The sequence below is a fragment of the Flavobacterium sp. genome (assembly GCF_024710485.1).
In the GTDB taxonomy this organism is placed as follows: Bacteria; Bacteroidota; Bacteroidia; order Flavobacteriales; family Flavobacteriaceae; genus Flavobacterium.
The window spans coordinates 1-23631 of the sequence record NZ_JANJUQ010000020.1 but is presented as its reverse complement, the minus strand read 5'-3'; the positions used below and the strand labels follow the sequence as shown (position 1 = coordinate 23631).

Sequence of the window (23631 nt, the reverse complement as noted above, 5' to 3'; positions counted from 1 at the left end):
CGAAACGTTACCAGCAATGTTAGATGACCACACAATCGCGACAGACAGATAATAGAAATGACTAAAGTAGAACTTGAAAATATAAAGAAAAATAAAAGGTGGACCGTGACTTTTGAAGACTTCTATAGCAGATATTTTTTTCTATTATTTCCGTTAGGAATAATATTTATCGGCTCAGCAGCGACATCATCAGGTTTTAAAAACAATGTGACAGATTTGAAAATTGTAGCAATAATCATTTTGACTATTGGATTGCTTTTGACCATTTTTGTGATTAGACGACTTTATCAAAATCAGATATTTGAAAGCTTTCAGATTAAAGACCTGACTAAAGAGAAAGTTGATTATGCATTAAAAGAAACTGGACTAAATAATGTGAAATTCTATAAACTTGGCTATTACACCGCGACAACAAATGTTTCTTGGTTTTCGTGGGGAGAGCAAGTCACAATTATTATCAAAGACAATGAATTATTAGTAAATAGTAGACCGACAGGAAGTTCCTCTTCATTTCAACCAATTACAATTTTCAAAGACAGAAATAATATTAAGAAAATTATTAACGAACTGACAATAAAATGTGGTAATGAAACGGACTGAAGAAATAAACACTGCTGGTAACAGCCGTTAACCGCTATTGCTGGATTTTCTTGGTTTCAAGTCTGTTTTTCACGTAAAACTATTATCTTAGCAGACAGTACGCAGTTCGCTGGCTTCGCAACAGTCGGTTAGCGGCGAAACGTTAGTGGCAAGCGTTTCACAGAAACCGGAAAATCTACAATACAACAGAAATAAGATGACATTAGAAAGTTTCCAAAATTCATTCGAAAACAGAAAAAGATCAAAAAAACTCTTTAATAAAATCATCTGTTTAATCGCAATCATCGGTTCTTTTTTATTGGCTTACTTTGTATTTGCAAATAATAAATCAAAAAGTATTTTATTTTTAGCTATTTGGTTACTTATTCTTGGAGTATATGGATTAATTGAACTGAGAAAACATTTCGGCGTAACATGTTATGAAAACAATTTTACTGAAGAGGAAAACATAGAGAATATAATTTCATTGATCCAAAAAATTGCAAAGAAAAATTATAAGCAAGACGAAAACTCGTTTGAGTTTATATACCAAAAAAGTTGGTGGAGAATGGAATATAAAATAACTATCCTTGCAACTAAAAATTTAATTGCCATAAATGCTGAAGGTGTTGGCTCTGCTGATAGCGGTTTCATTGATTTTGGTGCAGCAAAAAAAATAGAAAAAAGATAATAGAGGTATTAAACAAAGACGCCAGCCACTAACAGCCGCTAGCCGCTATGGCTCGAATGTGCTAGTTCGGCGTTTGGTTTACACGAAAAACGTTTATCTTAGTAAGAAATAATCGTTTCGCTTTATCGCCACAGTCGGCTAGCGGCGGAACGTTAGCAGAGATACTATGAAAATCCGTCTTCAAATTCTAATTTTGCTATTAACTGCCTGTTCATCATGTGTCAGTTTAAAACCATTTAATGGCGTCGACGGAATCTTAAATACAAAAGAAATTGAAGGCCGTTACTCTAATAGTGCATATAACTATGAAAGCTACCCATATTATAATTTGAGCAACATAATTGACGTTAGAAAAAAAGCGAAAATGATCGATGTCACTTCAATTGAGATTAAAGTTCGGGACGAAGATGACATTGCATTTTTGCTTATGGACAAATATGGAAATTTAAAATCTTACGAATGCAAATACCAATTCAAGGAAGGAACAATATTTTTGAAAAATAAAAATTTCAGGCTTACTGGTATTCCCTATTTGTTTGGCGGCTATAGAATAAATAAGAGTGCGTTAACCACAAACAAGAATGGTGACTTACTACTTAGCGCCGTGCAGGTTGATGAAAGCGCCATTTTGTTCATATTTCCTGCGTCAACGCCTAAAAGTAATTTTCAAAACTTATATCCAAAAATCAGTACCTCTGCTAACAGCCGTTATCCGCTATAGCTGGTTTTTCTTGAGTTGTGATTCTTTTTTCACGTAAAAAGTTTATCTTAGCAGACAGTACGCAGTTCGCTGGTTTCGCTACAGTCGGATAGCGGCGAAACGTTGTGCGAAATTTTTAAAAAAACCGTTAAAATAGAAACTATACGGATTTTATTCATATATTTGTACGTATAATATAATTATTATGGACACTAAATTAACGTTGAAACTTAATCAAGAGATAATTGAGAAAGCGAAAATTTATGCTTCTCAAAAAAAAGTTAGTTTATCAAGAATAATTGAAAACTACTTAAACTCTCTCACTAATGATTCTAAGAATGATAATTCAATAGAAATTTCTCCATTCGTTAAAAGTTTGAGTTCGGGTAAAAAAATGCCAACTGACTTGGATTATAAAAAAGAATATTCCGAACATCTGATGAACAAATACAAATGAGTAAGAGAGTTTATTTAGACACCAATGTAATGCTTGATTTGCTTGGTGAAAGAGAACCGTTTTATAATTCAATTGCTCAAATTGCGACATTGGCTGATCAAAAAAAACTCGAAATAGTTGTCTCACCAATTTCATTTGCTACTGTCAACTATTTTCTTTCAAAGTTTGAAGGAATTTCTGTAGCAAAGGACAAGTTGAGAAAATTTAAAGTTCTTTGTGAAATCTCTATTATTGATGAAACCATAATTGAAAAAGGACTAAACTCTAATTTTGAAGACTTTGAGGATTCTTTACAATATTTTTGCGCTGTTGATTCTGAATGTGAAGTTATAATAACACGAAATGCGAAAGATTTCAAAAACTCTTTACTTCCGGTAATGTCCGCAGAAGAATTTATAAAAAGTATCTCTTAAGAGTAAAACTTCGCACAACAGCCGTTATCCGCTATAGCTGGTTTTTCTTGAGTTGTGCTTCTTTCTTCACGTAAAAAGTTTATCTTAGCAGACAGTACGCAGTTCGCTGGATTCGCTACAGTCGGATAGCGGCGAAACGTTATGCGTCAGTTTTCAGGACGAACGGAGAATTCAAGAACCAAAATTAATCCTTATGAAAAATTACATTTATGCTTTCATTTTTATAATACTAACAATGTCATGTTCATCCGATGATAACGGAAGTAATTCAACCACATCAATAAAACCGAAAAAATATACAGTTACTGAAGTTGGAGAATCACCATATTCACTGTTTTTTGAATAGAATGGCAACTTAATCACTCAAGTTACAACTGACTTTGGAAATACAATAACTTTTAACTACGATTCTCAAAATAGAATAAGTAACTATACAATAGAATATTCCGGTGAAGCATCAGATACATTTACTGCAACATATGAAAATGGTCTATTAAAACAATTAGTAAATGATACGAATACCGAAAAAACTGTTTTTTATTATAATTCAAATAGCAAAGTAAATAAAACTGAATACTATGAGTTTGGAGATTTATTAGAGACAACTTTATACGAATATGATTTGACTGGAAATGTAAATCAACAAAGCGACGATTATTCGATTTTACAATATACTCATGACAACGCAAACAATCCTTTCAAGAATGTGTTTCCCCAAATGGATGCAGAAGTTTCTTGGCCATGGTTTGGAAGTTTAATAAATAACGAAAGTGTTGTAAAAGAAAAACTAGGTGGAAGCACAACATTTACTACAAAATACACATACACTTATGAGTATAATTCAAGTAATTATCCAACCAAAAGAACTCAAAAAAATCCAAGTGGACAAATAAGAGAAACTGTAACTTATGAGTATTATTAAAGCAAAACCGAACGCCTAACAGCTGTTAGCCGCTATGGTTTGATTTTAGTGGTTTTACATCTGTTTTTCACGTAAAACTATTATCTTAGCATATAGTAAAGAGCCTGTTTGCTTTGCCAATACAACTTGCATCCAGAGGTTGTTGGTAAGGTTAAAAAACTAAAACTCTCAGAAACATTTACACCATCTTACTATGAGAAATTTTTTTTTACTTTTTGTACTGTTCATTTGTAATCCGGTAAATGCCCAAAAATATACTTTCAACACCTTAGCTAAATATTCTTCTTCATTTGAGAATATTAAAAATGAAGGGGTAACTTATACTAACTCTGAGGATGATTCGTATTTTTTGAGAATTAGAAAAGATAAATCATCTCTTACAGCCAGTTTATTTGATTATAAAAACCTTAAACTACACACATTCCTCGTATGGGAAACTAAAGTGAATGGTGAAATAGTTTTTCATTATGATTATCAGAGTACGTCTAACATTAATTACTTTAACAAGAAAGATTATTCAAAATATGTGTTTGTTTTTGAAACTTTAGAATCGAACGATAGTATCAATAAAGTTAACCTAAAGGTTTATGGAAGTTCGAAAAGGAAAAATCCGTTAAGAAATTTTGATTTACAAATCAAAAATCATAAGAAAAATCTATTCCCGGTATTCAGAATACATTGTATGCATCCTTATGGATTTCTGGAAAGTTTAAATAATTTCAAAACCGGTGTAGTTTTAAATGCTCAAGGCAATACATTGTCCGGAAAACTGATTGAATTCAAGCTAGAAGAACTAAAGGATGTAAATTTCATCATCATCATTCCAAAACAAAAGAAAGAAATCTATTGATGACAACAATTTTATCTGCCATAAACCAATTTTCCCGACTTCAGTCCAATTTCCACATAACCTTTTACTCAATTCGACAACATCGCTAACAATTACCGCATGAAAAAAGTTGCTTTAATACTTTGTTCAATATTCTAAGAATAACTTGTAAAGTAAACACAAGCTAATTGCCGCTGTTTAAGGTAAAAGTGTAAAAGATTCACTAATTTTAAACCCGTTTTAATAGTCAACTAATTTGCAACCGGATTTTACCACCATACTCGATCTTTTAGGAACTTTTGCCTTTGCTGTAAGCGGAATTCGCTTGGCTTCCGGCAAACAAATTGATTGGTTTGGCGCATACATTATTGGACTGGTAACCGCAATTGGCGGAGGAACATTGCGCGACTTACTACTCAACCTTACTCCGTTTTGGATGCTAGATGAAAAATACTTCATCACAACCGGAGTAGCACTAATTACAGTTTTATTATTTAAAGACAAACTCTTTAAATGGGGCAGCACTTTATTTTTATTTGATACTATCGGGCTCGGCCTATTCACCATAGTAGGAATTACTAAAAGTGTAGATGCCGGATGGCCGTTTTGGGTTTGCATCATAATGGGAACCATAACCGGTTCTGTGGGCGGTATGATTAGAGATGTTTTGTTAAACGAAGTTCCCTTGCTGTTCAGAAAAGACATTTATGCTTTGGCATGTGTGGCTGGAGGTGGTATTTATTTTTTGTGCCATAACTTCAACATTCCAAACAATTTAATAGAAATAATTGCCGCATCTACCATAATAATGTTCCGAATATTGGCGGTGAAATTCCACCTTCATTTACCGCAATTGCAACCTCTAAATACAAAAGCGGAAGAAACTCCTAACAAAGAATCGTGAATAGCTTCAAAGATTAATCTGAAACAATAAAAATTAACCTATTGAGATTTTGAACGAGAAGATTATTAGACTCAAGAAGTCAGACTTAGTTCAATTGCTCTTGAAAAATTTCCAATAAAAATTCCGGTGAAACCATTTTGGTAGGAGAAACTTCCATTGCTTTCAAAACACGCTTAATCGCATGAGGATTCAATCCCATGTTGATACCGATTTCGTGAATTTTGATTTGTTCTCTCTCATGCAAAACGCCGTCGCAGTGCATCAACAAAGCCAAACGATAAAATTGCTGAATTCGTTCAAACTCCGACTTCATTACTATCGGATAATTTTCCTGATGAAATAAACCCTTGAAATCATCTTGACCAATCTGCAATTCATCGGCAATCATAGCTAAAAAAAGATATTCTCGCTCATGAAGCCTTCCGTCAACCACTGAAAAAGCGATCATTTCAGACAATAACGCTAACTTTTGTTCATATTTGTTCATAAGCAAAAGAAGTTTTTTGCTAAAATATAAAAAATATAAAACCTTAGCGAATTATTATGATGAACAACGACTTGGATTTGTTATTTTTACAGTATTAAAATGAAAGTCATGAAATTCCATAAAATACTGATTATTGCTTTTTTACTCCTGTCGGCGAATGCTTTTAGCCAATATTACACCGGAATGGACAGAAGAATTGGTGCCACGCCTAACAACCAACAAGCATACACTCCTCCTTCTCAAAAAGAGATAGAAGAAAATCGAAACAAACAAATCGATAAACAAATGCTTCGCTTGAAAGAAGACCTTAAGTTAGATGATTTACAATTTATTGCCATCAAAAACGAAATTCTGAAAAGTTACAAAGAGATAGATATTTTATTTAAAAAAGAGTTTAGTGAAGAGGAGAAAAATAACCAACTAAAAGCCATACAAGATAACACAGACAAAACTATTTTGAGTTACCTCAACACGCAACAAAAAGAAAAATACGCGGCTTTAAAAAATGAAAAGCCAAGTAAAAAAGACGATAAAAAGAAAAAGAAAGACGTTGAAAAAGAACCTGAAACCAACAATTGATTTCTTGAGAATTTTACCTGTTTTTCTGTTGATTCTCTTCCTGAATCCGACTTTTGCTCAGGAAAGTACCGCTAGTCAAAATATCTCTTTTTTCACATTAGAATCACCGCAACTCAAAATCAATAAAAAAATTTGGATTTACTTACCTGCCAATTATAACAACACTTCAAAAAGATACCCGGTGATTTACATGCCTGACGGGCAAAACTTATTTGACGCTAAAACATCTTATGCTGGCGAGTGGAATATTGATGAAACCTTAGACAGCATTAAAGCTCAAGTGATTGTCATAGGTATTGAACACGGTGGCGAGAAACGCATTGACGAACTAACGCCTTTTAAGCACGAAAAATACGGTGGTGGTAAAGCCGATGACTATCTGGATTTCATTGTCAACAATTTAAAACCCAAAATTGATGCTACCTTTCGCACAAAAACCAATGCCAACAACACTGCTATAATCGGAAGTTCCTTAGGCGGTTTGCTAAGCTTTTACGCCGCAGTAAAATACCCTGAGGTATTCGGAAAAATCGGTTGCTTCTCGCCTTCTTTTTGGTTTGGTCGAAAAGAAATGAATGAACTCCTGAGTAAAACAGAAAACTTTACTGCTAAAATCTATTTTCTTTGCGGAGACAACGAAGGCGATGCTGATGTAATAACCGATATGGAAAGAATAGAGCATTGGGTAAACACCAAACGTTGCGAATGTAAAAAACTGAATAAAAAAGTAATTGTAAAAGGCGGACAGCACAACGAAAAATTATGGCGTGAAAGTTTTAAAAAGGCGTACCTTTGGCTATTCTAAATAATCGATTAAGCAAACGTCAAATTAGAATACAAAACCATTAAAAAACTGTCACTTAGCTACTCAGTGACTAAGCCACTTAAGAATATGAACAATAACGATATTTTCAAAAAACTCCGTGTCGCTTTACAATTGCGAGACGACCAAATCGAAGACATTTTAAAATTAGTCGATTTTCGCATGTCGAAAGGAGAAATCGGTAACTTTTTCAGAAACGCCGACCATCCCAAATACGTGGAATGCGGTGATCAAGTATTGCGGAATTTTTTAAACGGCTTAGTCATTCACCTGCGCGGTACTAAAGAAAATCCGAAAAACGCCATGGAAATTATAAAGCAAAATCAATCAGAGGTTAAAAACAAAACCATTGAAAAACCAAAAGCGGAATTAAAACCAAAAGCAGCTCCTAAGAAAAAGCCTTTTAATCCCAAGGACAAAAAACAAACACCTAAACTACAAGTCGTAGAAAAGGTGCAATATAAAAACGGTAAAAACAAAAAATCCTGAGTTCTCACTCAGGATTTTTTTTATTCTAACAGCAAACGCTTTTGTTCTCTGGCCAATAAGGTATTTTTCAATAGCATGGCAATGGTCATTGGGCCTACGCCACCCGGAACCGGCGTGATAAAAGAAGCTTTCTTCGATACATTATCAAAATCCACATCTCCGGTAATTTTGTAACCTCTCGGATCGCTCTCATCCGTTACACGGGTAATCCCTACATCAATAACCACTGCGTCATCTTTAATCATCTCGGCCTTTAAATAATTCGGTACGCCCAAGGCTGTGATAATAATATCAGCTTGTGTGGTTATTTGCGCTATGTTTTTGGTGTAACTGTGGGTTAGAGTAACGGTAGAATTTCCCGGAAATCCTTTTCTACCCATCAAAATACTCATCGGGCGACCTACAATGTGGCTTCTACCAATAACTACAGTATGCTTCCCTTTGGTTTCAACATTATATCGTTCGAGCAATTCTAAAATTCCAAATGGTGTAGCCGGAATAAACGTACTCATATCTAAAGCCATTTTGCCGAAATTCTCAGGATGAAAACCATCTACATCTTTACTGGGATCGATGGCCATTAACACTCTTTGGGTATCAATTTGTTGGGGCAACGGCAACTGAACAATAAAGCCGTCTATATTGTCATCTTCATTAAGCTCGATGATTTTCTTTAACAATTCGGTTTCCGAAGTGGTGCTGGGCATTTTGATTAAAGTCGACTCAAATCCTACCAATTCGCAGGCTTTCACTTTACTGCCAACATAAGTCAAACTCGCACCATCGTTCCCTACAATAATGGCCGCCAAATGAGGAACTTTCTCTTTGTTGGCTTTCATCTTGTTGACTTCAGCGGTTATTTCCGCTTTAATGTCGGCTGCAGTTTTTTTACCATCTAATAATTCCATAATAGTTGTTTCGAGTTTAGCGTTTCGGGTTTAAAGTTGTGTAACCCCGAAACAAAGTAGTTAGTTGTATAATTTAAAAAATTAAGGTTCAAAATTTCACACTCGAAACTTTAAACCTTAACTGATTTATCTCATTCCTTTCATGCCACCCATCATGCGCATCAAGTTTTTCCCGCCACCACCTTGCATCATTTTCATCATTTTGCTCATTTGGTCAAACTGCTTCAGCAATTGGTTCACTTGTTCGATTTTCGTCCCCGAACCTTTGGCAATTCGGGTTTTGCGTTTCATATCGATGATGGCCGGTTTGCTTCTTTCCTTCGGTGTCATCGAGTGGATGATGGCTTCTATGTGCTTGAAAGCATCGTCTTCAATCTCAACATCTTTCAGTGCTTTTCCGGCGCCGGGAATCATGCCAACCAAGTCTTTCATGTTACCCATTTTTTTCACTTGTTGGATTTGCGCTAAAAAATCGTCAAAACCGAACTCGTTTTTAGCGATTTTCTTTTGCAACTTTCTGGCTTCTTCCTCATCATATTGCTCCTGCGCTCTTTCTACTAAGGAAACCACGTCTCCCATACCCAAAATACGATCAGCCATACGGGAAGGATAGAAAACATCGATAGCTTCCATTTTCTCGCCGGTACCGATAAACTTAATCGGTTTATTCACCACCGATTTAATAGAAATAGCAGCACCACCACGTGTATCACCGTCTAATTTGGTTAAAATAACACCGTCAAAATCCAAGCGATCGTTAAAGGCTTTAGCCGTATTAACCGCATCTTGACCGGTCATAGAATCAACCACAAATAAAGTTTCGTGAGGTTTGATGGCCGCATGCACATTGGCAATTTCGTTCATCATTTCTTCATCGATGGCCAAACGCCCGGCAGTATCTACAATCACTACATTGTAGCCTTTGGATTTAGCATACTGAACCGCATTTTGCGCAATTTGAACTGCGTTTTTATTTTCTGGTTCAGAATAAACTTCGACACCTATTTGGTCTCCAACCACGTGCAACTGATTGATAGCAGCCGGTCGGTAAATATCACAAGCCACTAAAAGCGGTTTTTTACCTTTTTTGGTTTTCAGATAGTTGGCTAATTTTCCGGAGAACGTAGTTTTACCCGAACCTTGTAAACCCGACATCAAGATAACTGAAGGCGTTCCGGATAAGTTAATACCGGTAGCATCGCCACCCATTAATTCGGTCAACTCGTCTTTAACGATTTTCACCATTAATTGGCCCGGCTGTAAGGTGGTCAATACATTCTCACCAATCGCTTTATCTTTAACTTTAGTGGTAAAATCTTTGGCAATTTTAAAATTCACGTCGGCATCCAACAAGGCGCGACGCACTTCTTTAAGGGTTTCTGCTACATTGACTTCCGTAATCTTCCCGTGCCCTTTGAGGATGTGTAATGCTTTATCTAATTTATCACTTAAATTATTGAACATAATGTGGGTTTGTTTTTATGAAGTGCAAATTTAAGAATTTGATTTCGAACTTTACTCACTGTAGAAATAAAAAAACCATCCTTTTTAGGATGGCTTCTATAGTATTTAAATGAAATCGAAGTCTAATTTTTGGTAAAAACTAAAATATCCGTTCCACCGTTGCCACCACTTATATCAATCAATGATATAGTATTAGCCGAATAAGTTACTATGTCCCAATCATCAGTTAAATCCGCAAAATTAGCCGGAGTAATGAAACTAATGTTGAAATCCAAGTCGTTACTCGGACTGTCATCATTACTGTTATCACTGGTAACTGACCATGTTCCTTGATAGGTATTGGTACCATTAGTAGCGGTTAAAACGCCGCCGCTGGCAAAAGTGAAATTGTACCCTGTAAAATGATTGGTTTCATCTGTTCCGGAGTCAATATAACTGGTTACTCTCCAAGTTCCTTGGGTAGCCGCATTGATTACCGGAGTTGGATCTTGAGCGGATGAAGAATCGTCATCGGAGCTGCACATAGAAGCTACGTTAAGCATGAATAGGCAAAATAACATTGGGATTAAAATTACTTTTTTCATAGTTTATTTAGTTAAAGTTAGTATTCGTTTTGAAAAAATTTACAATTAAAACGGCAATCGAAAAAATAACTGCCCATATTAAAAATTGATGCCATCGGTAAGTCATTTTGGCGCGTCTGCACTCCTTTGAGTCAACAACCGTCCTTTTTATTTCAATTTGATTTCCGGATAATCTTTGATGCCAGAGTTTCATACCTTTATTTAAAGCTTCGTGAAGGTTAAATAATCTACACTTCCATCACCTCCACTAACATCTTTGAGTCGGATTTGCGTTACCGAAAACTCTATAATCCTCCAATCGTCTTCAATTTCATCCAAAGCCAAACCATCAAAATTCAGCTCCAATTTATTTTCGCCGCTATCCTCATAAGTACTCCAAGTACCGGCGGTTGTGATGCTGTTCCTTACAGCTGTTGAGGCTCCGTTATTGTTAAAAGTGAAGACATAACCACTAAACATTGTTGTTTCATTATCATCATCTTCCTGAAAATAAGAAACATACCAAGTACCGGAGGTTAAAATCGTTGTAAAATTGTTGTTTCCTGAACCGCCACCGGAATTATCATCGTCACAATCATCAATAGAATCATCAATGAAATTCTCTAAGGCACTATTGGAATTGAGAGTTACTGTTTGTCCGTTGGAATTGATAGCCGTAATCGGATAATTAATCGCTACATAAGTATTGTTGCTCAAATTATTTAAGAAATTAAACAGGTTACTATTGCTGGTTATGGTAACCGTATTGGCTATCTGATTATTACTGTCATAAATATTAATCACTATCGGATATACTATACTGATACAATCAATTTCATCAAAACCATCATCATCACCGCAATCATCTAAAACATCATCTAAATCATCGGCATCCTGTAATACTTGGGTTTGGAAATTTTGATAGCGAATCGTTATCGGATATACAAAATTCACAATATCATCATCATCTGAAAAAGCATCAATAGCATTTTGAACCGTTTGATAATCTGCCTCGTCCGTAACAGTAATTTGTTGATTATTCACAATTACGGTAACCGGTAACTGTACACTAAAACAACTGGAATTGTCCAAAACATTATCTAAAGAAGTTGGATTTTGAGAAGTTCTGGCCAACAATTCGGCTATCGGAGAGTTTCTCAGAAAACTTTGAGCATTGTCTTGAACAATCGTTTCTTCCTCAGTTTGACAACTAATCGCAAAAGAAAACAATAGCGTAACGGATAAAAATCTTAAAATAACATTCATCATGTTGAAATTTAAACTGACTTTGAGAGTAAAACATTAGATTTCAAAAATACCCTACTTTAGTTAAAAAAAATAATTATTTTTACCCAAGTTCAAGTCAAGTCCATTTATGTCAGCAGAGGAAATACCAGGTATTTGCAAGGAAGTCGTTTTTTCGAACTTTTTTAAAAGTCATGCCAAAGCGTTGCGAAATTATCTTTACTATAAGTTTGGTAATGAAGACCAAGCCGAAGACATTACACAAGATGCCTTTATCAAACTCTGGCAAAATTGTGCCGATGTACCCTTAGAAAAGGCAAAATCTTATGTATACACGATTGCCAACAATGCCTCTTTAAATGTAATTGCCCATCAAAAAGTTGTTTTAAACTATGCTAAAAATTCAGGTAAGAGTGAACTGACTAATGAAAACCCTGAGTTTATTTTAGAAGAAGATCAATTTAAAACCAAATTAAACAAAGCGATTCAAAACTTAAACGAAACCCAAAGAGTGGCCTTTTTGATGCATCGAATTGACGGAAAAAAGTATGCTGAAATTGCTGCCGAACTCAAAATTTCAGTAAAAGCAGTGGAAAAAAGAATTCATTTAGCGCTGGTTGAATTGCGAAAAGAATTCGATCACTTTAAGTAGGGTTTAATAAAATCAATATGTTTTAGTATCGAAATGCTATAAGATTATGGAAGAAAATTACCCATTAGCCAAGTGGCTCAGCGGAGAAATGACTGAAGCGGAATTGAAAGAATTCCAAGCGAAGCCTGATTTTGCCATTTATGAAAAGATAAAAAAATACTCTGCCTCACTGGAAGCTCCGACTTTTAATGAAGAGCAAGTATTGAAGACTGTTTTAGCCGCTCCAAAACAAAAAGTAAAGACAATAACGCTCAACCAACATTGGTTGTTTAAAGTAGCCGCCGTTTTAGTGATTGGTTTGGGGTTGTTTTTTACCGCCAAAAACTTCGCCTCAGCTACAGTATTTGCCGAAAACGGAAATCAAAAAAATTTCTTGTTACCGGATAATTCGGAAGTAGTTTTAAACTCGGGTTCCGAAATTCAATACAAAAAATGGAATTGGGACAACAACAGAACCCTAAACCTGGAAGGCGAAGCTTATTTTAAAGTGGCTAAAGGCAAAAAATTTGAAGTCAATACTGCTTTGGGAAAAGTAACTGTTTTGGGAACCCAATTCAATGTTAAACAACGCGATAATCGTTTTGATGTCAGCTGTTATGAAGGAAAGGTAAAAGTCAATTACAACCAATCTGAAGTCGTTATCACCAAAGGAATGAGTGTGGCTTTCAAAGACGGGAAAATGATGACTTTACCCGAAAACACAGCACAAAATCCGGAATGGCTTTCTCAGGAATTGGCTTTTTACCAAGAAGATTTAAAAGCGATTGTGGCTGAATTGGAAAGACATTACAATGCAACTATAACATTGAAAAACAGCGAGAACACACAATTGTTCACCGGAATTATCCCGGCTAAAGACATTGCAGTTTCTTTGGAAATATTGGCCACAACCTATCATTTAAAACCTACCAAAACCGATAAAAATAAATACATTTTAGAAAGCTTGGATGCTCGATAAAAGAGGCCTTTTTTTACTCTTATTTTGGCTCTTTTCTTTGTTGAGTTTTGCTCAAAAAGAGAGGAAGGAAATTCCTTTGAAAAATATTCTGGGTATCATCAGCAAACAACATCAGGTTCGTTTCAGTTATATTGAAGATGAAATTGTGGTCTATGCCCTTACACCGCCGGATCAAAATTGGCCTTTAGAAGAAAAAATTAATTATCTCAAAAAGCTAACCCAACTACAATTCAAGCAAATCAACGAGAAATACTACACCATATTCAACGATCAAAAAGTCGATAAACCGTTGTGTGGTTTTTTATTAGATGCCGAAACCGGAAAAGGTATTGAAAATGCTACCATCCGAATTGCCAAAGCCCATTACACTACTTTTACCGATGCTGACGGACACTTTGAAATCCCAAAAATATCCTCAGATGTCATCCAAATTCAGCACCAAGGGTATCAAACTTTTACCATAAACCCCAAAGATTTGAATGTTCCGGGTTGTCCCAAATTTAAATTACAAGCCCATCTACAAACTTTAGCCGAAGTAATAACACAGCGGTATTTAGCCACAGGCATCAGTAAAAAAAACGACGGGACTATAGTTATCAAACCCAAAAAATTCGGACTGTTACCCGGTTTAATCGAACCCGATGTTTTGCAAACCATGCAACAAGTTCCGGGAATCATCAGCATCGACGAAACCATTTCCAACATTAATGTTCGCGGTGGTACACACGACCAAAATTTGTTTTTGTGGAATGGCATTCGCATGTTTCAAACCGGACATTTCTTCGGATTGATTTCGGCCTTCAATCCTTCTTTGGCGCAAAATATAACCCTCATTAAAAACGGAAGCTCTGCTTTTTTCGGAGAAAGCGTTTCGAGTTTGGTGGATATTTCGTCTCAATCAAATACTACTGAAGATACCAATGCGAGTTTAAGCTCTAATATGATTAGTGCCGAGTTCTATTCTAAAGTAAAAATCTCAGACAATTCGAACTTTACGTTTTCGGCACGTCGTTCGTTAACGGATATTTTAGAATCGCCAACCTACAGCAACTACAGTAAACGAATTTTTCAAAACACCATCATAACCGACTTAAGTACAAACGAAATTATAGGCTACAAAAGCAATGTTGATTTTTATTTTTACGACATCACAGCGCAGTTTGAACAAAAAATCGGAACCAAACACCAATTCAATATTGATGTTATTGCAATTGAAAACACGTTACAATTCGATCAATCTACTGCCGATTTAAACAAAAACAGTTCCCTAGAACAAGAAAGCTTTGGAGGTAGTTTGCAATGGAAAACCAAGTGGAATGCCAATCACTTTACCGAATTCAAAGGATACTTTTCGGCTTACGATTTGAACTCCTCCAATCAAACCTTGGAAAGCAATCAGATTTTAGACCAAAAAAACAAAGTCCTCGATTTCGGATTTCAAGTTAGAAATTCCAATCGATTGTCGGACCAGCTCACCCTCAACACCGGCTATCAATTTAACGAAACCGGCGTTACCAACTTCGATCAGGTCAACTTGCCGTTTTTCTCCAGAACCATTACTAATGTGCTCTTGTCGCATGTAGGAATTGTAGAAAGTATTTACGAAACCAAAAATCAAAAAACCTTTATTCGAGCCGGTTTGCGCGCGAACTATTTCGATAAATTCGGATTCTTTTTAGCGGAACCGAGATTGCAATTCAATCAAGCCTTGAGCAACCATTGGCGATTGGAAATTTTGGGCGAACAAAAAAGTCAGACGCTTTCTCAAATCATCGATTTACAGCAGGACTTTTTAGGCGTAGAAAAACGCCGCTGGACCTTAGCCAATAACAGTACCATTCCGATTCAGAAAAGCAATCAGTTATCCTTAGGCTTTAGTTTTAAAAAGAGCAACTGGTTAGTTACTTTGGACAATTTCTACAAAAAAATAACAGGTATCACCAGTAGCAGTCAGGGTTTTTTGAACCAATTTGAAACCGAAAGAGCGGTTGGAAATTACCAAGTGTTAGGAAGTGAATTTTTAATCCAAAAATCATTCAATCGCTTTTACACTTGGTTGAGTTATGCTTACAATGACAATCAATATGACTTTAAAACCTTGACCGCTAATTCGTTTCCCAATAACTTTGAAGTAACCCATGCTGTGACTTGGGCCGGAATTTACGAATGGAAAAAAGTCAAGTTCGCATTAGGTGCCAAATGGCATACCGGACGACCAATTACTACTCCGGTTAATTTTACCGTTTCAGAAACCAATCCTAATATAGTGTACAACACGCCTAATAATGAAAACCTAAAAGATTATTTTCAAGTGAATTTTTCAGCTTCTAAAGAATGGCGATTGGGAGACAAAAGCAGTTTACTAACTTCGGCTTCAGTATTAAATGTATTGAATACACAAAACAGTATTAATCGTTTTTATCGCGTAAATAATGCCAATAATATTGTTGAAAGCGTTGATACATTCTCTTTAGAGCTTACGCCGAATATCAATGTTAAATTTATATTTTAAAAAAGCGACTGAATTTACAATCGCTTTTTCTTTATAACTTTTGAAACGTTAGGTAATCTATGGTTCCGGTTTCTAAGTTTTCGTCCTTCAAACGCAATTTTGTAGCAGTACTCTCAATGATGTACCAATCGTCGGAGAGGTTTGTAAATCTTGGTTCCACACTGGTTAAAGCCAGGTTTACCACTAACTCGGGTTCGCCCACAAAACCTTCATCTATAACACCCCAACTTCCGACAACAGGCGTAGTTCCGGTATTGGAAAGTGAAACCGTAATAGCGTCAAAATCGAATATCACACCTTCGTAATCGGCTGTTTTAGTAGTATTTTGATAGGTAAATTGCGTTATTTTCCATGTTCCGGAAGTCATCCTGCCTATAACTTTTGTTTCATTCAACAAAGGCACTTCTATCGACTCATCACAGGAAGAAAAAAGACAGATTAAAGTCAAAAATAAAACCAATTTTAATTTCATAATACTAATTTTTACATTCGTTCCGGAACCTCAATTCCTAATAATTTAAAGGCCAATTGGATGGTGTCGCCTACTTTTTTTGAAAGTTGCACACGGAAAATTTTAACCGGCAAATGCTCTTCGCCTAAAATGGAAACCGATTGGTAAAACGAATTGTATTCTTTCACCAAGTCGTAAGTGTAATTGGCAATCAAGGCCGGACTATGGTTGTGAGCCGCATTCTGAATCACCTCAGGGAATAACTCTAATTGTTTGAGCAATTCTTTTTCTTTTTCGTGTAATTCGATTTCCGTGATATCCTGCTCCAAACTGAAATCGCCTTTTCTCAAAATCGATTGGATTCGGGCATACGTATATTGAATAAACGGACCTGTATTTCCTGCAAAATCAACCGATTCTTCCGGATTGAAGAGAATTTGTTTTTTCGGATCAACCTTCAGGATGTAATATTTTAAGGCACCCAAACCTATGGTTTTAAAAAGTCGTGCTTTTTCTTCTTCGTTGTAACCTTCCAATTTCCCTAATTCGGTAGCAATTTTTCCAGCCGTTTCGGTCATTTCGGTCATTAAATCATCCGCATCCACTACAGTACCTTCTCGTGATTTCATTTTTCCCGACGGTAATTCCACCATACCATAAGACAGGTGATACAAGCTTTCCGCCCATTCAAATCCGAGTTTTTTCAAAATCAAAAACAATACTTTAAAGTGGTAATCCTGTTCGTTACCCACGGTGTAAACCATGCCGCCTACATCCGGAAAATCCTTAACACGTTGGATAGCCGTGCCAATGTCTTGCGTCATATAAACGGCGGTACCGTCGGAGCGTAAAACAATTTTTCGGTCTAAACCGTCTTCGGTTAAATCAATCCAAACCGAACCATCAGGGTCTTTTTCGAAGATGCCTTTTTCCAAGCCAAACTGAACGACTTCTTTACCCAACAAATAGGTATTGCTTTCGTAATAATAGCTATCGAAATCAACTCCCAAATTAGTGTAGGTTTCGGCAAAACCGTCGTAAACCCATTGGTTCATTTTTTTCCATAGGGCTACTACCTCAGTATTTCCGGCTTCCCACTGGCGTAGCATTTCTTGAGCTTCTAAGATAATCGGCGCTTGCTTTTTGGCTTCCTCTTCGGTAAGTCCTTTAGCCGTTAATTCTTGGATTTGAGATTTATATTCTTGATCGAATTTCACATAAAAATTCCCTACTAATTTATCGCCTTTAAGACCGGTTGATTCAGGTGTTTGATTTTCTCCGAATTTTTGCCAAGCCAACATCGATTTACAAATGTGAATGCCTCTGTCGTTGATAATTTGGGTTTTGTATACTTTTTTCCCCGATGCTTTAATGATTTCAGCTACCGAGTAGCCTAACAAATTATTTCTTACGTGTCCGAGATGCAATGGCTTATTGGTATTTGGTGAAGAATATTCCACCATTACCGCTTTTTCATTGGCAGAAGGCGTTACAAATCCGAAAGTAGCATTACTTCTTACAGCATTGAAAAAGCCCAAATAATAAGAATCGGCTACTACTATATTCAGAAAGCCCGAAACCACATTGAATCTCAGTACTTCAGAGGCATTAGCCACTAAATAATCTCCAATTTTAGTTCCGATTTCTATTGGGTTTCCTTTGATTTGTTTTAACAGAGGGAAAATTACCATGGTAATATCGCCTTCAAATTCCTTCCTCGTCAACTGAAATTCTACCCTTTCGATGGCAATGCCAAAAAGTTGTTGAACAGCAGTTTGAATGTGACCGGTTAAAATTTGTGAAAGCTTCATGTTAATTTATTTTAGGTTGGCAAAGATAAACATTAGAAAATAATTTTTTTCAGGGGTTACTTTAAATATTAAAAAAGTTGTCTCAATATTATTTTTGTAAGTATTATATTGTAATATTTTATTATTTTATGCATTTCATCGATTTTTTTTGCATTTAAACGATTTTATAATTCATATTTGTAGTGTCAAAATCCCAAGTCATGAAAAAACTAATACACTTAACCTTACTGTTGCTTACAGCAGTTGGTTTATCACAACCAATCAACGTTAGCACCTCTAGCTATACTGTTCCGCAGTTAGTTAATGATGTTTTGATTAACACTTCCTGTGTTGGTGCCTCAAACATTCTGTGGAGTACCGGATCCAATTTTGGTTCTACAAACGGAATTGGCTTTTTTCAAAGTAACAATCCAAGCTTCCCCATGCAAAGTGGTGTTATACTAAGCACAGGAAATGTAACAAATGCACCCGGACCAAACAATTCATTATTGAGTGACGGAAATGCCTCATGGCCGGGCGATACCGATTTAGAGACTACCTTGGCTGCCGCAGGAGTAAGTTTGGTTTCTAAAAATGCAACCGTTTTAGAGTTCGACTTCGTTCCGAATTCTCCCTATTTCAGCTTTGACTTTATATTTGCTTCAGAAGAATATGGAAATTTCCAATGTCAATTCTCAGATGCATTTGCCTTTTTGTTGACTAATACCTCAACCGGGGTGACCACAAATTTGGCTGTTGTACCCAATACCAACTTACCCATCTCTGTAGTCACTATTAGAGATTATTTATACAACTCTTCATGTCCATCTGCCAATGCACAATTCTTCGGATCGTACAACGGTGGTTCTCAAGCAGCCTCTTCGGCGACAAATTTTAACGGACAAACAACCGTAATGACAGCGGCATCTACTTTAGTGCCTGGTGTTCAATACCATATCAAATTGGTTATTGCTGACCGTTTGGATTCACAATCAGATTCGGCTATTTTTATTTCTGCTAACAGTTTGAATATCGGTCAAGATGTTTTAGGTCAAGATTTAACAATAGCGAATAATACAGCTTTATGTTATGGCTCAAGTCATACTATCAATACCGGTTTGAATGCTTCTAATTTTACGTTTGAATGGAAAAAAGGCAATACCATTTTGGCCAATGAGACAGGTCCAAGTTTGTTGATAAACCAACCAGGAACCTACACAGTAACATATACCAATATCTTAAGTCCGTGTTTACCAACTACCGATAGCGTGGTGATTGAGTATTTCCCTCAAATAAATGCACAAAACCCAACAAATCTTTACAGATGTGATACAGGTAATGCCAATTATAACTATAACCTTGATCTTAATACTGCTGTTGTAAAAACCGGATTAAATGCTAATACCGTTGTTACCTACCATCCTTCTCAACAAGATGCCGAAAACAACACTAACACATTGCCGCTTAATTACACTGGTACCCCGGGACAAACTGTATTTGTGAGAATTCAAATACCAAATACCAATTGCTATACTGTTCGCTCATTTCAACTACTAACATCTCCGGCTCCTGTGGCATATCAGGCCCCAAATATTAATGCTTGTGCCAGAAGATCGAATTCTGAAAGTGCTTCAATTAATCTAACTCAACAAATTCCGTTAATATTAAATGGGCAATCATCTTCAACAAATTCTGTGTCTTTTTACACATCGTTAAACAATGCCAACAACGCAACAAATCAATTGAACGGGAACTTGAGCAACATTTTACTCACAAGTACAACCATATATGTTAGAGTACAAAATATAACTGATTCAAACTGTTTTTCTGTTACAAGCTTTACAGTTACAATTTTACCATTGCCAACAGTTGATGTATTGGATCCTGTTGTGGTATGTGATTCTTATACCTTACAACCGCTAACCAATGGAAACTATTTCACACAACTAAATGGTCAGGGAACAATGCTAAATGCAGGAGACATTATTGATGCTACAACTACCCTTTATATTTTTAATCAACCAAATGGCCCCGGCACTTGCGGTAATAATAGTTCTTTTACCATTACTATCGTTGATCCTAATTCTATTTCTCCAATAGATGTAACAAGTTGCGGAAGCTATACTCTTGCTCCAAGACAATATGGAAGTTATTTCACGCAACCCGGAGGCTTAGGAAACGAAATTCCGGCTGGAACTGTAATAACAGCAACCCAAGTAATCTATTTTTATTTCAAGACTGATATAACTCCATTTTGTGAGGTAGACACTGATTTTACAGTTACTATCATTCCTGCTGTGGAAGTAGGGACAAGAAATGACATATTCGAGTGTACTTCTTATACCTTACCGGAACTAACGGTTGGAAAGTATTACACACAACCTGGAGGAAATGGTACAGAAATCCCTGCAGGAACTGTAATTACTTCTAATCAAACAGTATACGTTTATGCAACTAGTGGTAGTTCTTCTATATGTACAGATCAAGATAGCTTTAATATATTTATTGGCATTAACCAACCGGCGGATATCAGTCAGTGTAACGGCTATACTTTACCTGCTTTACCCGTTGGAAATTATTTTACTGCTCCTGTGGGTGGCGGACAAATGATACCGGCTGGAACCGTAATCAATAACAGTACTACAATTTATATCTTTGCTCAAGTGAGTAGTGATAGCACCAACTGTACAGACAACTTGTCTTTTAATATTAGTATCACACAACCTGAGGTTGATGAATTAGAAGATGTAACGGTATGTGAAACTTATACTTTACCGGAATTAACCAACGGAGATTACTACACCGGTTCAGCAGGCACAGGCACTATGCTTAGTGCCGGAGATGTGATTACTGCTTCTCAAACTTTGTATGTTTTCAAAAGATTAAACGCTACTTGTTTTAATCAATCAAGCTTTACTATCACTATCAACCCGCTACCATTTATTGACTCAAGATCTGATATCGATATTTGTGACCAATACGTGTTAACTCAGTTACAAAATGGCAACTATTACACCGGCCCAAGCGGAACAGGTACTTTATTACCGGCAGGAAGTGTAATTACTTCTTCACAAAGAATCTACATCTTTGCTATTTCTAACACTACACCGGCTTGTACCAATGAAAACAGTTTCCAAGTTAACATTTTCTCTACAACAGCAGACAGCACAGCTAACATAACGGCTTGTGATGCTTATACTTTACCAACATTATCTGCTGACAATAATTATTACACCCAACCGGGAGGGCCTTACGGTAGCGGAACTGTAATTAACGCCGGAACTGTAATTACAACCTCTCAAACCATTTATATCTATAAAGAATCTTTAATTCGTACATCATTCTCTTGTTCTGATGAAAATTCATTTACTGTAACCATCAATCAAACTCCGGTTATCCCGGCTGTATTAGATGTTGCAGCTTGTAATTCATATACATTACGCCCGTTAATTGTTGGAAACTACTTTACTGGACCAAACGGAACCGGAACTATGCTACAAGCAGGAGATGAAGTAACCACTAGTCAAACTATGTATATTTATGCTCATACAAATACAACGCCGGATTGTTCTAGTGAAACCAGTTTTAACATAACTATTTTCAATGTGGATGATATCCCAAACATAAATATCTGTTACAGCTATACCTTACCGGCTTTGACTATTGGAAACTATTACACCGGACCCAATGCTACCGGAACCCAATTGACCGCTGGCTCTACTATCTTTGCAACACAAACCATCTACGTATATGCTGTATCACCGTATTTACCAAGATGTGCTGATGAAAGTTCGTTTACCGTTACGATAACAGATACGCCTGTGGCTAACCCAACTCCGATAGCCATGAGAACGATTTGTGATGAAGATGGTACTAACGATGGTATAACCAATTTTGATTTGACAACCTTATCATCAACTATATTGGGAGCACAAACCGGAAGTGAATTCACTATTGCTTACTATGCTTCTGCCGCTGATGCTGCCGATCAAGTTAATGCGATAACTTCATCTTCTTTAACCAATTTATTTGTACGCGTTACCAATACTTTAACGGATAGCTGTTTTGATATCAAACCAATTACAATCATTGTGAATCGTTTACCGGAACCAACACCGGCCGATGGCATCATTTGTTTTGACCAAGAAACACAAACACTTTTAAATGCATACACTATAAACAGTGGATTATCATTAACTACACACTCTTTTGTATGGACCAACGAAGCAGGTGAAACCGTAGGAACAAGTGCAAACTATACTGCTATTTTACCGGGCACTTACACTCTAATTGCCACCAACAGAACTACAGGTTGTGCTTCTGAACCGGTAACTGTTATTGTAACACCTTCGGAACCGGCAGTAATAACTTATACTGTTGATGATGAATTTCAAGACATGCAATCCATCACTGTTACAGCTTCAGGATTGGGTGATTACGAGTACCAATTAGACAACGGAAACTTCCAAGACAGTCCTACATTTGAAGATGTAACTTCAGGAATGCACTTAATTACCGTAAGAGATAAAAACGGTTGTGGTATAGCCACTTTACCGGCAGTAGTTATTAATTATCCTAAATTCTTTACACCAAACGGTGATGGCTACAACGACTACTGGAACATCAAAGATTTGAGAAATCAACCTAACGCTCTGATAACTATTTACGACCGATACGGTAAAGTTTTAACCCAAATCAAACCTAACGGAAACGGTTGGGACGGAACTTACAACGGCAACATGATGCCTTCAGACGACTATTGGTTTAGTGTAAATTACACTGATGAAAACCAAGCAAATCAAGAATTCAGATCGCACTTCGCTATGAAGCGATAAGGATATTGCCCTTAACCTACTGAAAAACTCTCAAAAAACATTTTGAGAGTTTTTTTATTTCAACTGTAACAAATAGTCTTCCGAAGAGACTACTTACTCAAATTAAATTAACAACTGTTGAAGCCTAAAAGAGAACAATGACCTCAACAATCATCAAAAAAAAAAAACGACAATGAGACTTAAATTAGTATTGCTGTTGTTGGTAAGTAACTGCTTAGTTATACTGGCACAAACCAACAATAATTCCGGAGTAATCAACGGAAAAGTAATTGACAAAAACACCCAACAGCCCATTCCATATGTGAATATTTCAGTATTGGAAAACAGCAAAATCATTACCGGTGCTATCACGCAAGAAAACGGAAACTTCAATATCAAAG

23 protein-coding genes are annotated in these 23631 nt (G+C 36.3%); 16 read left to right on the top strand and 7 right to left on the bottom strand.

From position 1 onward, the window contains the following. Positions 1-57 precede the first annotated feature (57 nt). The 8 genes from Q0M21_RS04740 (at position 58) to Q0M21_RS04705 (ending at position 5495) form a co-directional block, all read left to right on the top strand. Positions 58-600: a hypothetical protein gene (locus Q0M21_RS04740; protein WP_295335199.1), complete on the top strand. Its 543-nt coding sequence runs from the start codon at positions 58-60 to the stop codon at positions 598-600. A 196-nt stretch (positions 601-796) separates the two neighbouring features. Next, complete coding sequence (locus Q0M21_RS04735) at positions 797-1270, top strand: hypothetical protein (RefSeq protein ID WP_295335198.1); 474 nt, start codon at positions 797-799, stop codon at positions 1268-1270. Positions 1271-1436: 166 nt separating this feature from the next. Then, a complete protein-coding gene (locus Q0M21_RS04730; RefSeq protein ID WP_295335196.1) occupies positions 1437-1991 on the top strand; it encodes a hypothetical protein in 555 nt (184 codons plus the stop codon). 184 nt (positions 1992-2175) lie between these two features. Further along, on the top strand, positions 2176-2427 hold the full coding sequence (locus Q0M21_RS04725; protein ID WP_295335194.1) for a DUF6364 family protein: 252 nt from the start codon (positions 2176-2178) through the stop codon (positions 2425-2427). Further along, the gene (locus Q0M21_RS04720) at positions 2424-2840 is read left to right on the top strand and encodes a PIN domain-containing protein (RefSeq protein ID WP_295335192.1); all 417 of its coding nucleotides are present in this window, start codon (positions 2424-2426) and stop codon (positions 2838-2840) included. Before Q0M21_RS04725 ends, Q0M21_RS04720 begins: the two co-directional genes overlap by 4 nt. Positions 2841-3558: 718 nt before the next feature. Continuing rightward, positions 3559-3762 (top strand): hypothetical protein, encoded by a 204-nt coding sequence (locus tag Q0M21_RS04715; RefSeq protein ID WP_295335190.1) that lies wholly within the window; start codon positions 3559-3561, stop codon positions 3760-3762. A 193-nt stretch (positions 3763-3955) separates the two neighbouring features. Continuing rightward, positions 3956-4612, top strand: a complete 657-nt coding sequence (locus tag Q0M21_RS04710) for a hypothetical protein (RefSeq protein ID WP_295335188.1) — start codon at positions 3956-3958, stop codon at positions 4610-4612. A 235-nt stretch (positions 4613-4847) separates the two neighbouring features. Next, complete coding sequence (locus tag Q0M21_RS04705; RefSeq protein ID WP_295335186.1) at positions 4848-5495, top strand: trimeric intracellular cation channel family protein; 648 nt, start codon at positions 4848-4850, stop codon at positions 5493-5495. An 85-nt stretch (positions 5496-5580) separates the two neighbouring features. On the opposite strand, the gene Q0M21_RS04700 is transcribed toward Q0M21_RS04705, so the two are convergent. Next, positions 5581-5982, bottom strand: a complete 402-nt coding sequence (locus Q0M21_RS04700) for an excinuclease ABC subunit B (protein ID WP_295335184.1) — start codon at positions 5980-5982, stop codon at positions 5581-5583. Positions 5983-6090: 108 nt separating this feature from the next. On the opposite strand from Q0M21_RS04700, the gene Q0M21_RS04695 reads away from it, so the two are divergent. The 3 genes from Q0M21_RS04695 (at position 6091) to Q0M21_RS04685 (ending at position 7873) form a co-directional block, all read left to right on the top strand. Further along, the gene (locus Q0M21_RS04695; RefSeq protein WP_295335182.1) at positions 6091-6561 is read left to right on the top strand and encodes a hypothetical protein; all 471 of its coding nucleotides are present in this window, start codon (positions 6091-6093) and stop codon (positions 6559-6561) included. A gap of 4 nt (positions 6562-6565) precedes the next feature. Continuing rightward, positions 6566-7366, top strand: coding sequence for an alpha/beta hydrolase-fold protein (locus tag Q0M21_RS04690; protein WP_295335180.1), 801 nt, complete (start codon positions 6566-6568; stop codon positions 7364-7366). A gap of 87 nt (positions 7367-7453) precedes the next feature. Then, entirely contained in the window at positions 7454-7873 is a 420-nt protein-coding gene (locus Q0M21_RS04685) for a DUF1456 family protein (protein ID WP_295335179.1), read from the top strand. A 20-nt stretch (positions 7874-7893) separates the two neighbouring features. On the opposite strand, the gene Q0M21_RS04680 is transcribed toward Q0M21_RS04685, so the two are convergent. The 4 genes from Q0M21_RS04680 to Q0M21_RS04665 all read right to left on the bottom strand — a co-directional run bounded on the left by Q0M21_RS04680 (position 7894) and on the right by Q0M21_RS04665 (position 12077). After that, positions 7894-8781 (bottom strand): bifunctional 5,10-methylenetetrahydrofolate dehydrogenase/5,10-methenyltetrahydrofolate cyclohydrolase, encoded by an 888-nt coding sequence (locus Q0M21_RS04680; RefSeq protein WP_295335177.1) that lies wholly within the window; start codon positions 8779-8781, stop codon positions 7894-7896. Positions 8782-8907: 126 nt separating this feature from the next. Beyond that, positions 8908-10245 (bottom strand): signal recognition particle protein, encoded by a 1338-nt coding sequence (gene ffh / locus Q0M21_RS04675; RefSeq protein ID WP_295335175.1) that lies wholly within the window; start codon positions 10243-10245, stop codon positions 8908-8910. A 122-nt stretch (positions 10246-10367) separates the two neighbouring features. Then, a complete protein-coding gene (locus tag Q0M21_RS04670) occupies positions 10368-10829 on the bottom strand; it encodes a hypothetical protein (RefSeq protein WP_295335173.1) in 462 nt (153 codons plus the stop codon). Positions 10830-11030: 201 nt separating this feature from the next. After that, entirely contained in the window at positions 11031-12077 is a 1047-nt protein-coding gene (locus Q0M21_RS04665; RefSeq protein WP_295335171.1) for a hypothetical protein, read from the bottom strand. A gap of 106 nt (positions 12078-12183) precedes the next feature. Between Q0M21_RS04665 and Q0M21_RS04660 the strand changes: the two genes are divergently transcribed. The 3 genes from Q0M21_RS04660 to Q0M21_RS04650 all read left to right on the top strand — a co-directional run bounded on the left by Q0M21_RS04660 (position 12184) and on the right by Q0M21_RS04650 (position 16175). Beyond that, the gene (locus Q0M21_RS04660; RefSeq protein WP_295335170.1) at positions 12184-12705 is read left to right on the top strand and encodes a sigma-70 family RNA polymerase sigma factor; all 522 of its coding nucleotides are present in this window, start codon (positions 12184-12186) and stop codon (positions 12703-12705) included. Positions 12706-12751: 46 nt separating this feature from the next. Beyond that, complete coding sequence (locus tag Q0M21_RS04655; protein ID WP_295335168.1) at positions 12752-13663, top strand: FecR family protein; 912 nt, start codon at positions 12752-12754, stop codon at positions 13661-13663. Positions 13664-13739: 76 nt separating this feature from the next. Beyond that, positions 13740-16175, top strand: coding sequence for a TonB-dependent receptor (locus tag Q0M21_RS04650; RefSeq protein ID WP_295335167.1), 2436 nt, complete (start codon positions 13740-13742; stop codon positions 16173-16175). 31 nt (positions 16176-16206) lie between these two features. Here the strand turns inward: Q0M21_RS04650 and Q0M21_RS04645 are convergent, their stop codons facing one another. Both Q0M21_RS04645 and argS read right to left on the bottom strand, forming a co-directional pair. After that, a complete protein-coding gene (locus tag Q0M21_RS04645) occupies positions 16207-16647 on the bottom strand; it encodes a hypothetical protein (protein ID WP_295335165.1) in 441 nt (146 codons plus the stop codon). Between the two features lie 11 nt (positions 16648-16658). After that, positions 16659-18437 (bottom strand): arginine--tRNA ligase, encoded by a 1779-nt coding sequence (gene argS / locus Q0M21_RS04640; protein WP_295335163.1) that lies wholly within the window; start codon positions 18435-18437, stop codon positions 16659-16661. A 200-nt stretch (positions 18438-18637) separates the two neighbouring features. On the opposite strand from argS, the gene Q0M21_RS04635 reads away from it, so the two are divergent. Then, positions 18638-23251 carry a T9SS type B sorting domain-containing protein gene (locus Q0M21_RS04635; RefSeq protein WP_295335161.1) on the top strand — a complete coding sequence of 1538 codons (4614 nt, stop codon included), beginning with the start codon at positions 18638-18640 and terminating at the stop codon, positions 23249-23251. Between the two features lie 172 nt (positions 23252-23423). Next, a partial coding sequence (locus tag Q0M21_RS04630; RefSeq protein ID WP_295335159.1) for a carboxypeptidase-like regulatory domain-containing protein occupies positions 23424-23631 on the top strand: 208 nt, incomplete at its 3' end.

What these genes read in the sequence shown, in the direction of transcription:
- Q0M21_RS04645 (WP_295335165.1), bottom strand. Translation starts at nt 16,647, where the DNA reads ATGAAATTAAAATTGGTTTTATTTTTGACTTTAATCTGTCTTTTTTCT.
- Q0M21_RS04665 (WP_295335171.1), bottom strand. Translation starts at nt 12,077, where the DNA reads ATGATGAATGTTATTTTAAGATTTTTATCCGTTACGCTATTGTTTTCT.
- Q0M21_RS04660 (WP_295335170.1), top strand. Translation starts at nt 12,184, where the DNA reads ATGTCAGCAGAGGAAATACCAGGTATTTGCAAGGAAGTCGTTTTTTCG.
- Q0M21_RS04680 (WP_295335177.1), bottom strand. Translation starts at nt 8,781, where the DNA reads ATGGAATTATTAGATGGTAAAAAAACTGCAGCCGACATTAAAGCGGAA.
- Q0M21_RS04700 (WP_295335184.1), bottom strand. Translation starts at nt 5,982, where the DNA reads ATGAACAAATATGAACAAAAGTTAGCGTTATTGTCTGAAATGATCGCT.
- Q0M21_RS04740 (WP_295335199.1), top strand. Translation starts at nt 58, where the DNA reads ATGACTAAAGTAGAACTTGAAAATATAAAGAAAAATAAAAGGTGGACC.
- Q0M21_RS04710 (WP_295335188.1), top strand. Translation starts at nt 3,956, where the DNA reads ATGAGAAATTTTTTTTTACTTTTTGTACTGTTCATTTGTAATCCGGTA.
- argS (WP_295335163.1), bottom strand. Translation starts at nt 18,437, where the DNA reads ATGAAGCTTTCACAAATTTTAACCGGTCACATTCAAACTGCTGTTCAA.
- Q0M21_RS04670 (WP_295335173.1), bottom strand. Translation starts at nt 10,829, where the DNA reads ATGAAAAAAGTAATTTTAATCCCAATGTTATTTTGCCTATTCATGCTT.
- Q0M21_RS04655 (WP_295335168.1), top strand. Translation starts at nt 12,752, where the DNA reads ATGGAAGAAAATTACCCATTAGCCAAGTGGCTCAGCGGAGAAATGACT.
- ffh (WP_295335175.1), bottom strand. Translation starts at nt 10,245, where the DNA reads ATGTTCAATAATTTAAGTGATAAATTAGATAAAGCATTACACATCCTC.
- Q0M21_RS04725 (WP_295335194.1), top strand. Translation starts at nt 2,176, where the DNA reads ATGGACACTAAATTAACGTTGAAACTTAATCAAGAGATAATTGAGAAA.
- Q0M21_RS04730 (WP_295335196.1), top strand. Translation starts at nt 1,437, where the DNA reads ATGAAAATCCGTCTTCAAATTCTAATTTTGCTATTAACTGCCTGTTCA.
- Q0M21_RS04720 (WP_295335192.1), top strand. Translation starts at nt 2,424, where the DNA reads ATGAGTAAGAGAGTTTATTTAGACACCAATGTAATGCTTGATTTGCTT.
- Q0M21_RS04685 (WP_295335179.1), top strand. Translation starts at nt 7,454, where the DNA reads ATGAACAATAACGATATTTTCAAAAAACTCCGTGTCGCTTTACAATTG.
- Q0M21_RS04735 (WP_295335198.1), top strand. Translation starts at nt 797, where the DNA reads ATGACATTAGAAAGTTTCCAAAATTCATTCGAAAACAGAAAAAGATCA.
- Q0M21_RS04695 (WP_295335182.1), top strand. Translation starts at nt 6,091, where the DNA reads ATGAAATTCCATAAAATACTGATTATTGCTTTTTTACTCCTGTCGGCG.
- Q0M21_RS04715 (WP_295335190.1), top strand. Translation starts at nt 3,559, where the DNA reads ATGGATGCAGAAGTTTCTTGGCCATGGTTTGGAAGTTTAATAAATAAC.
- Q0M21_RS04635 (WP_295335161.1), top strand. Translation starts at nt 18,638, where the DNA reads ATGAAAAAACTAATACACTTAACCTTACTGTTGCTTACAGCAGTTGGT.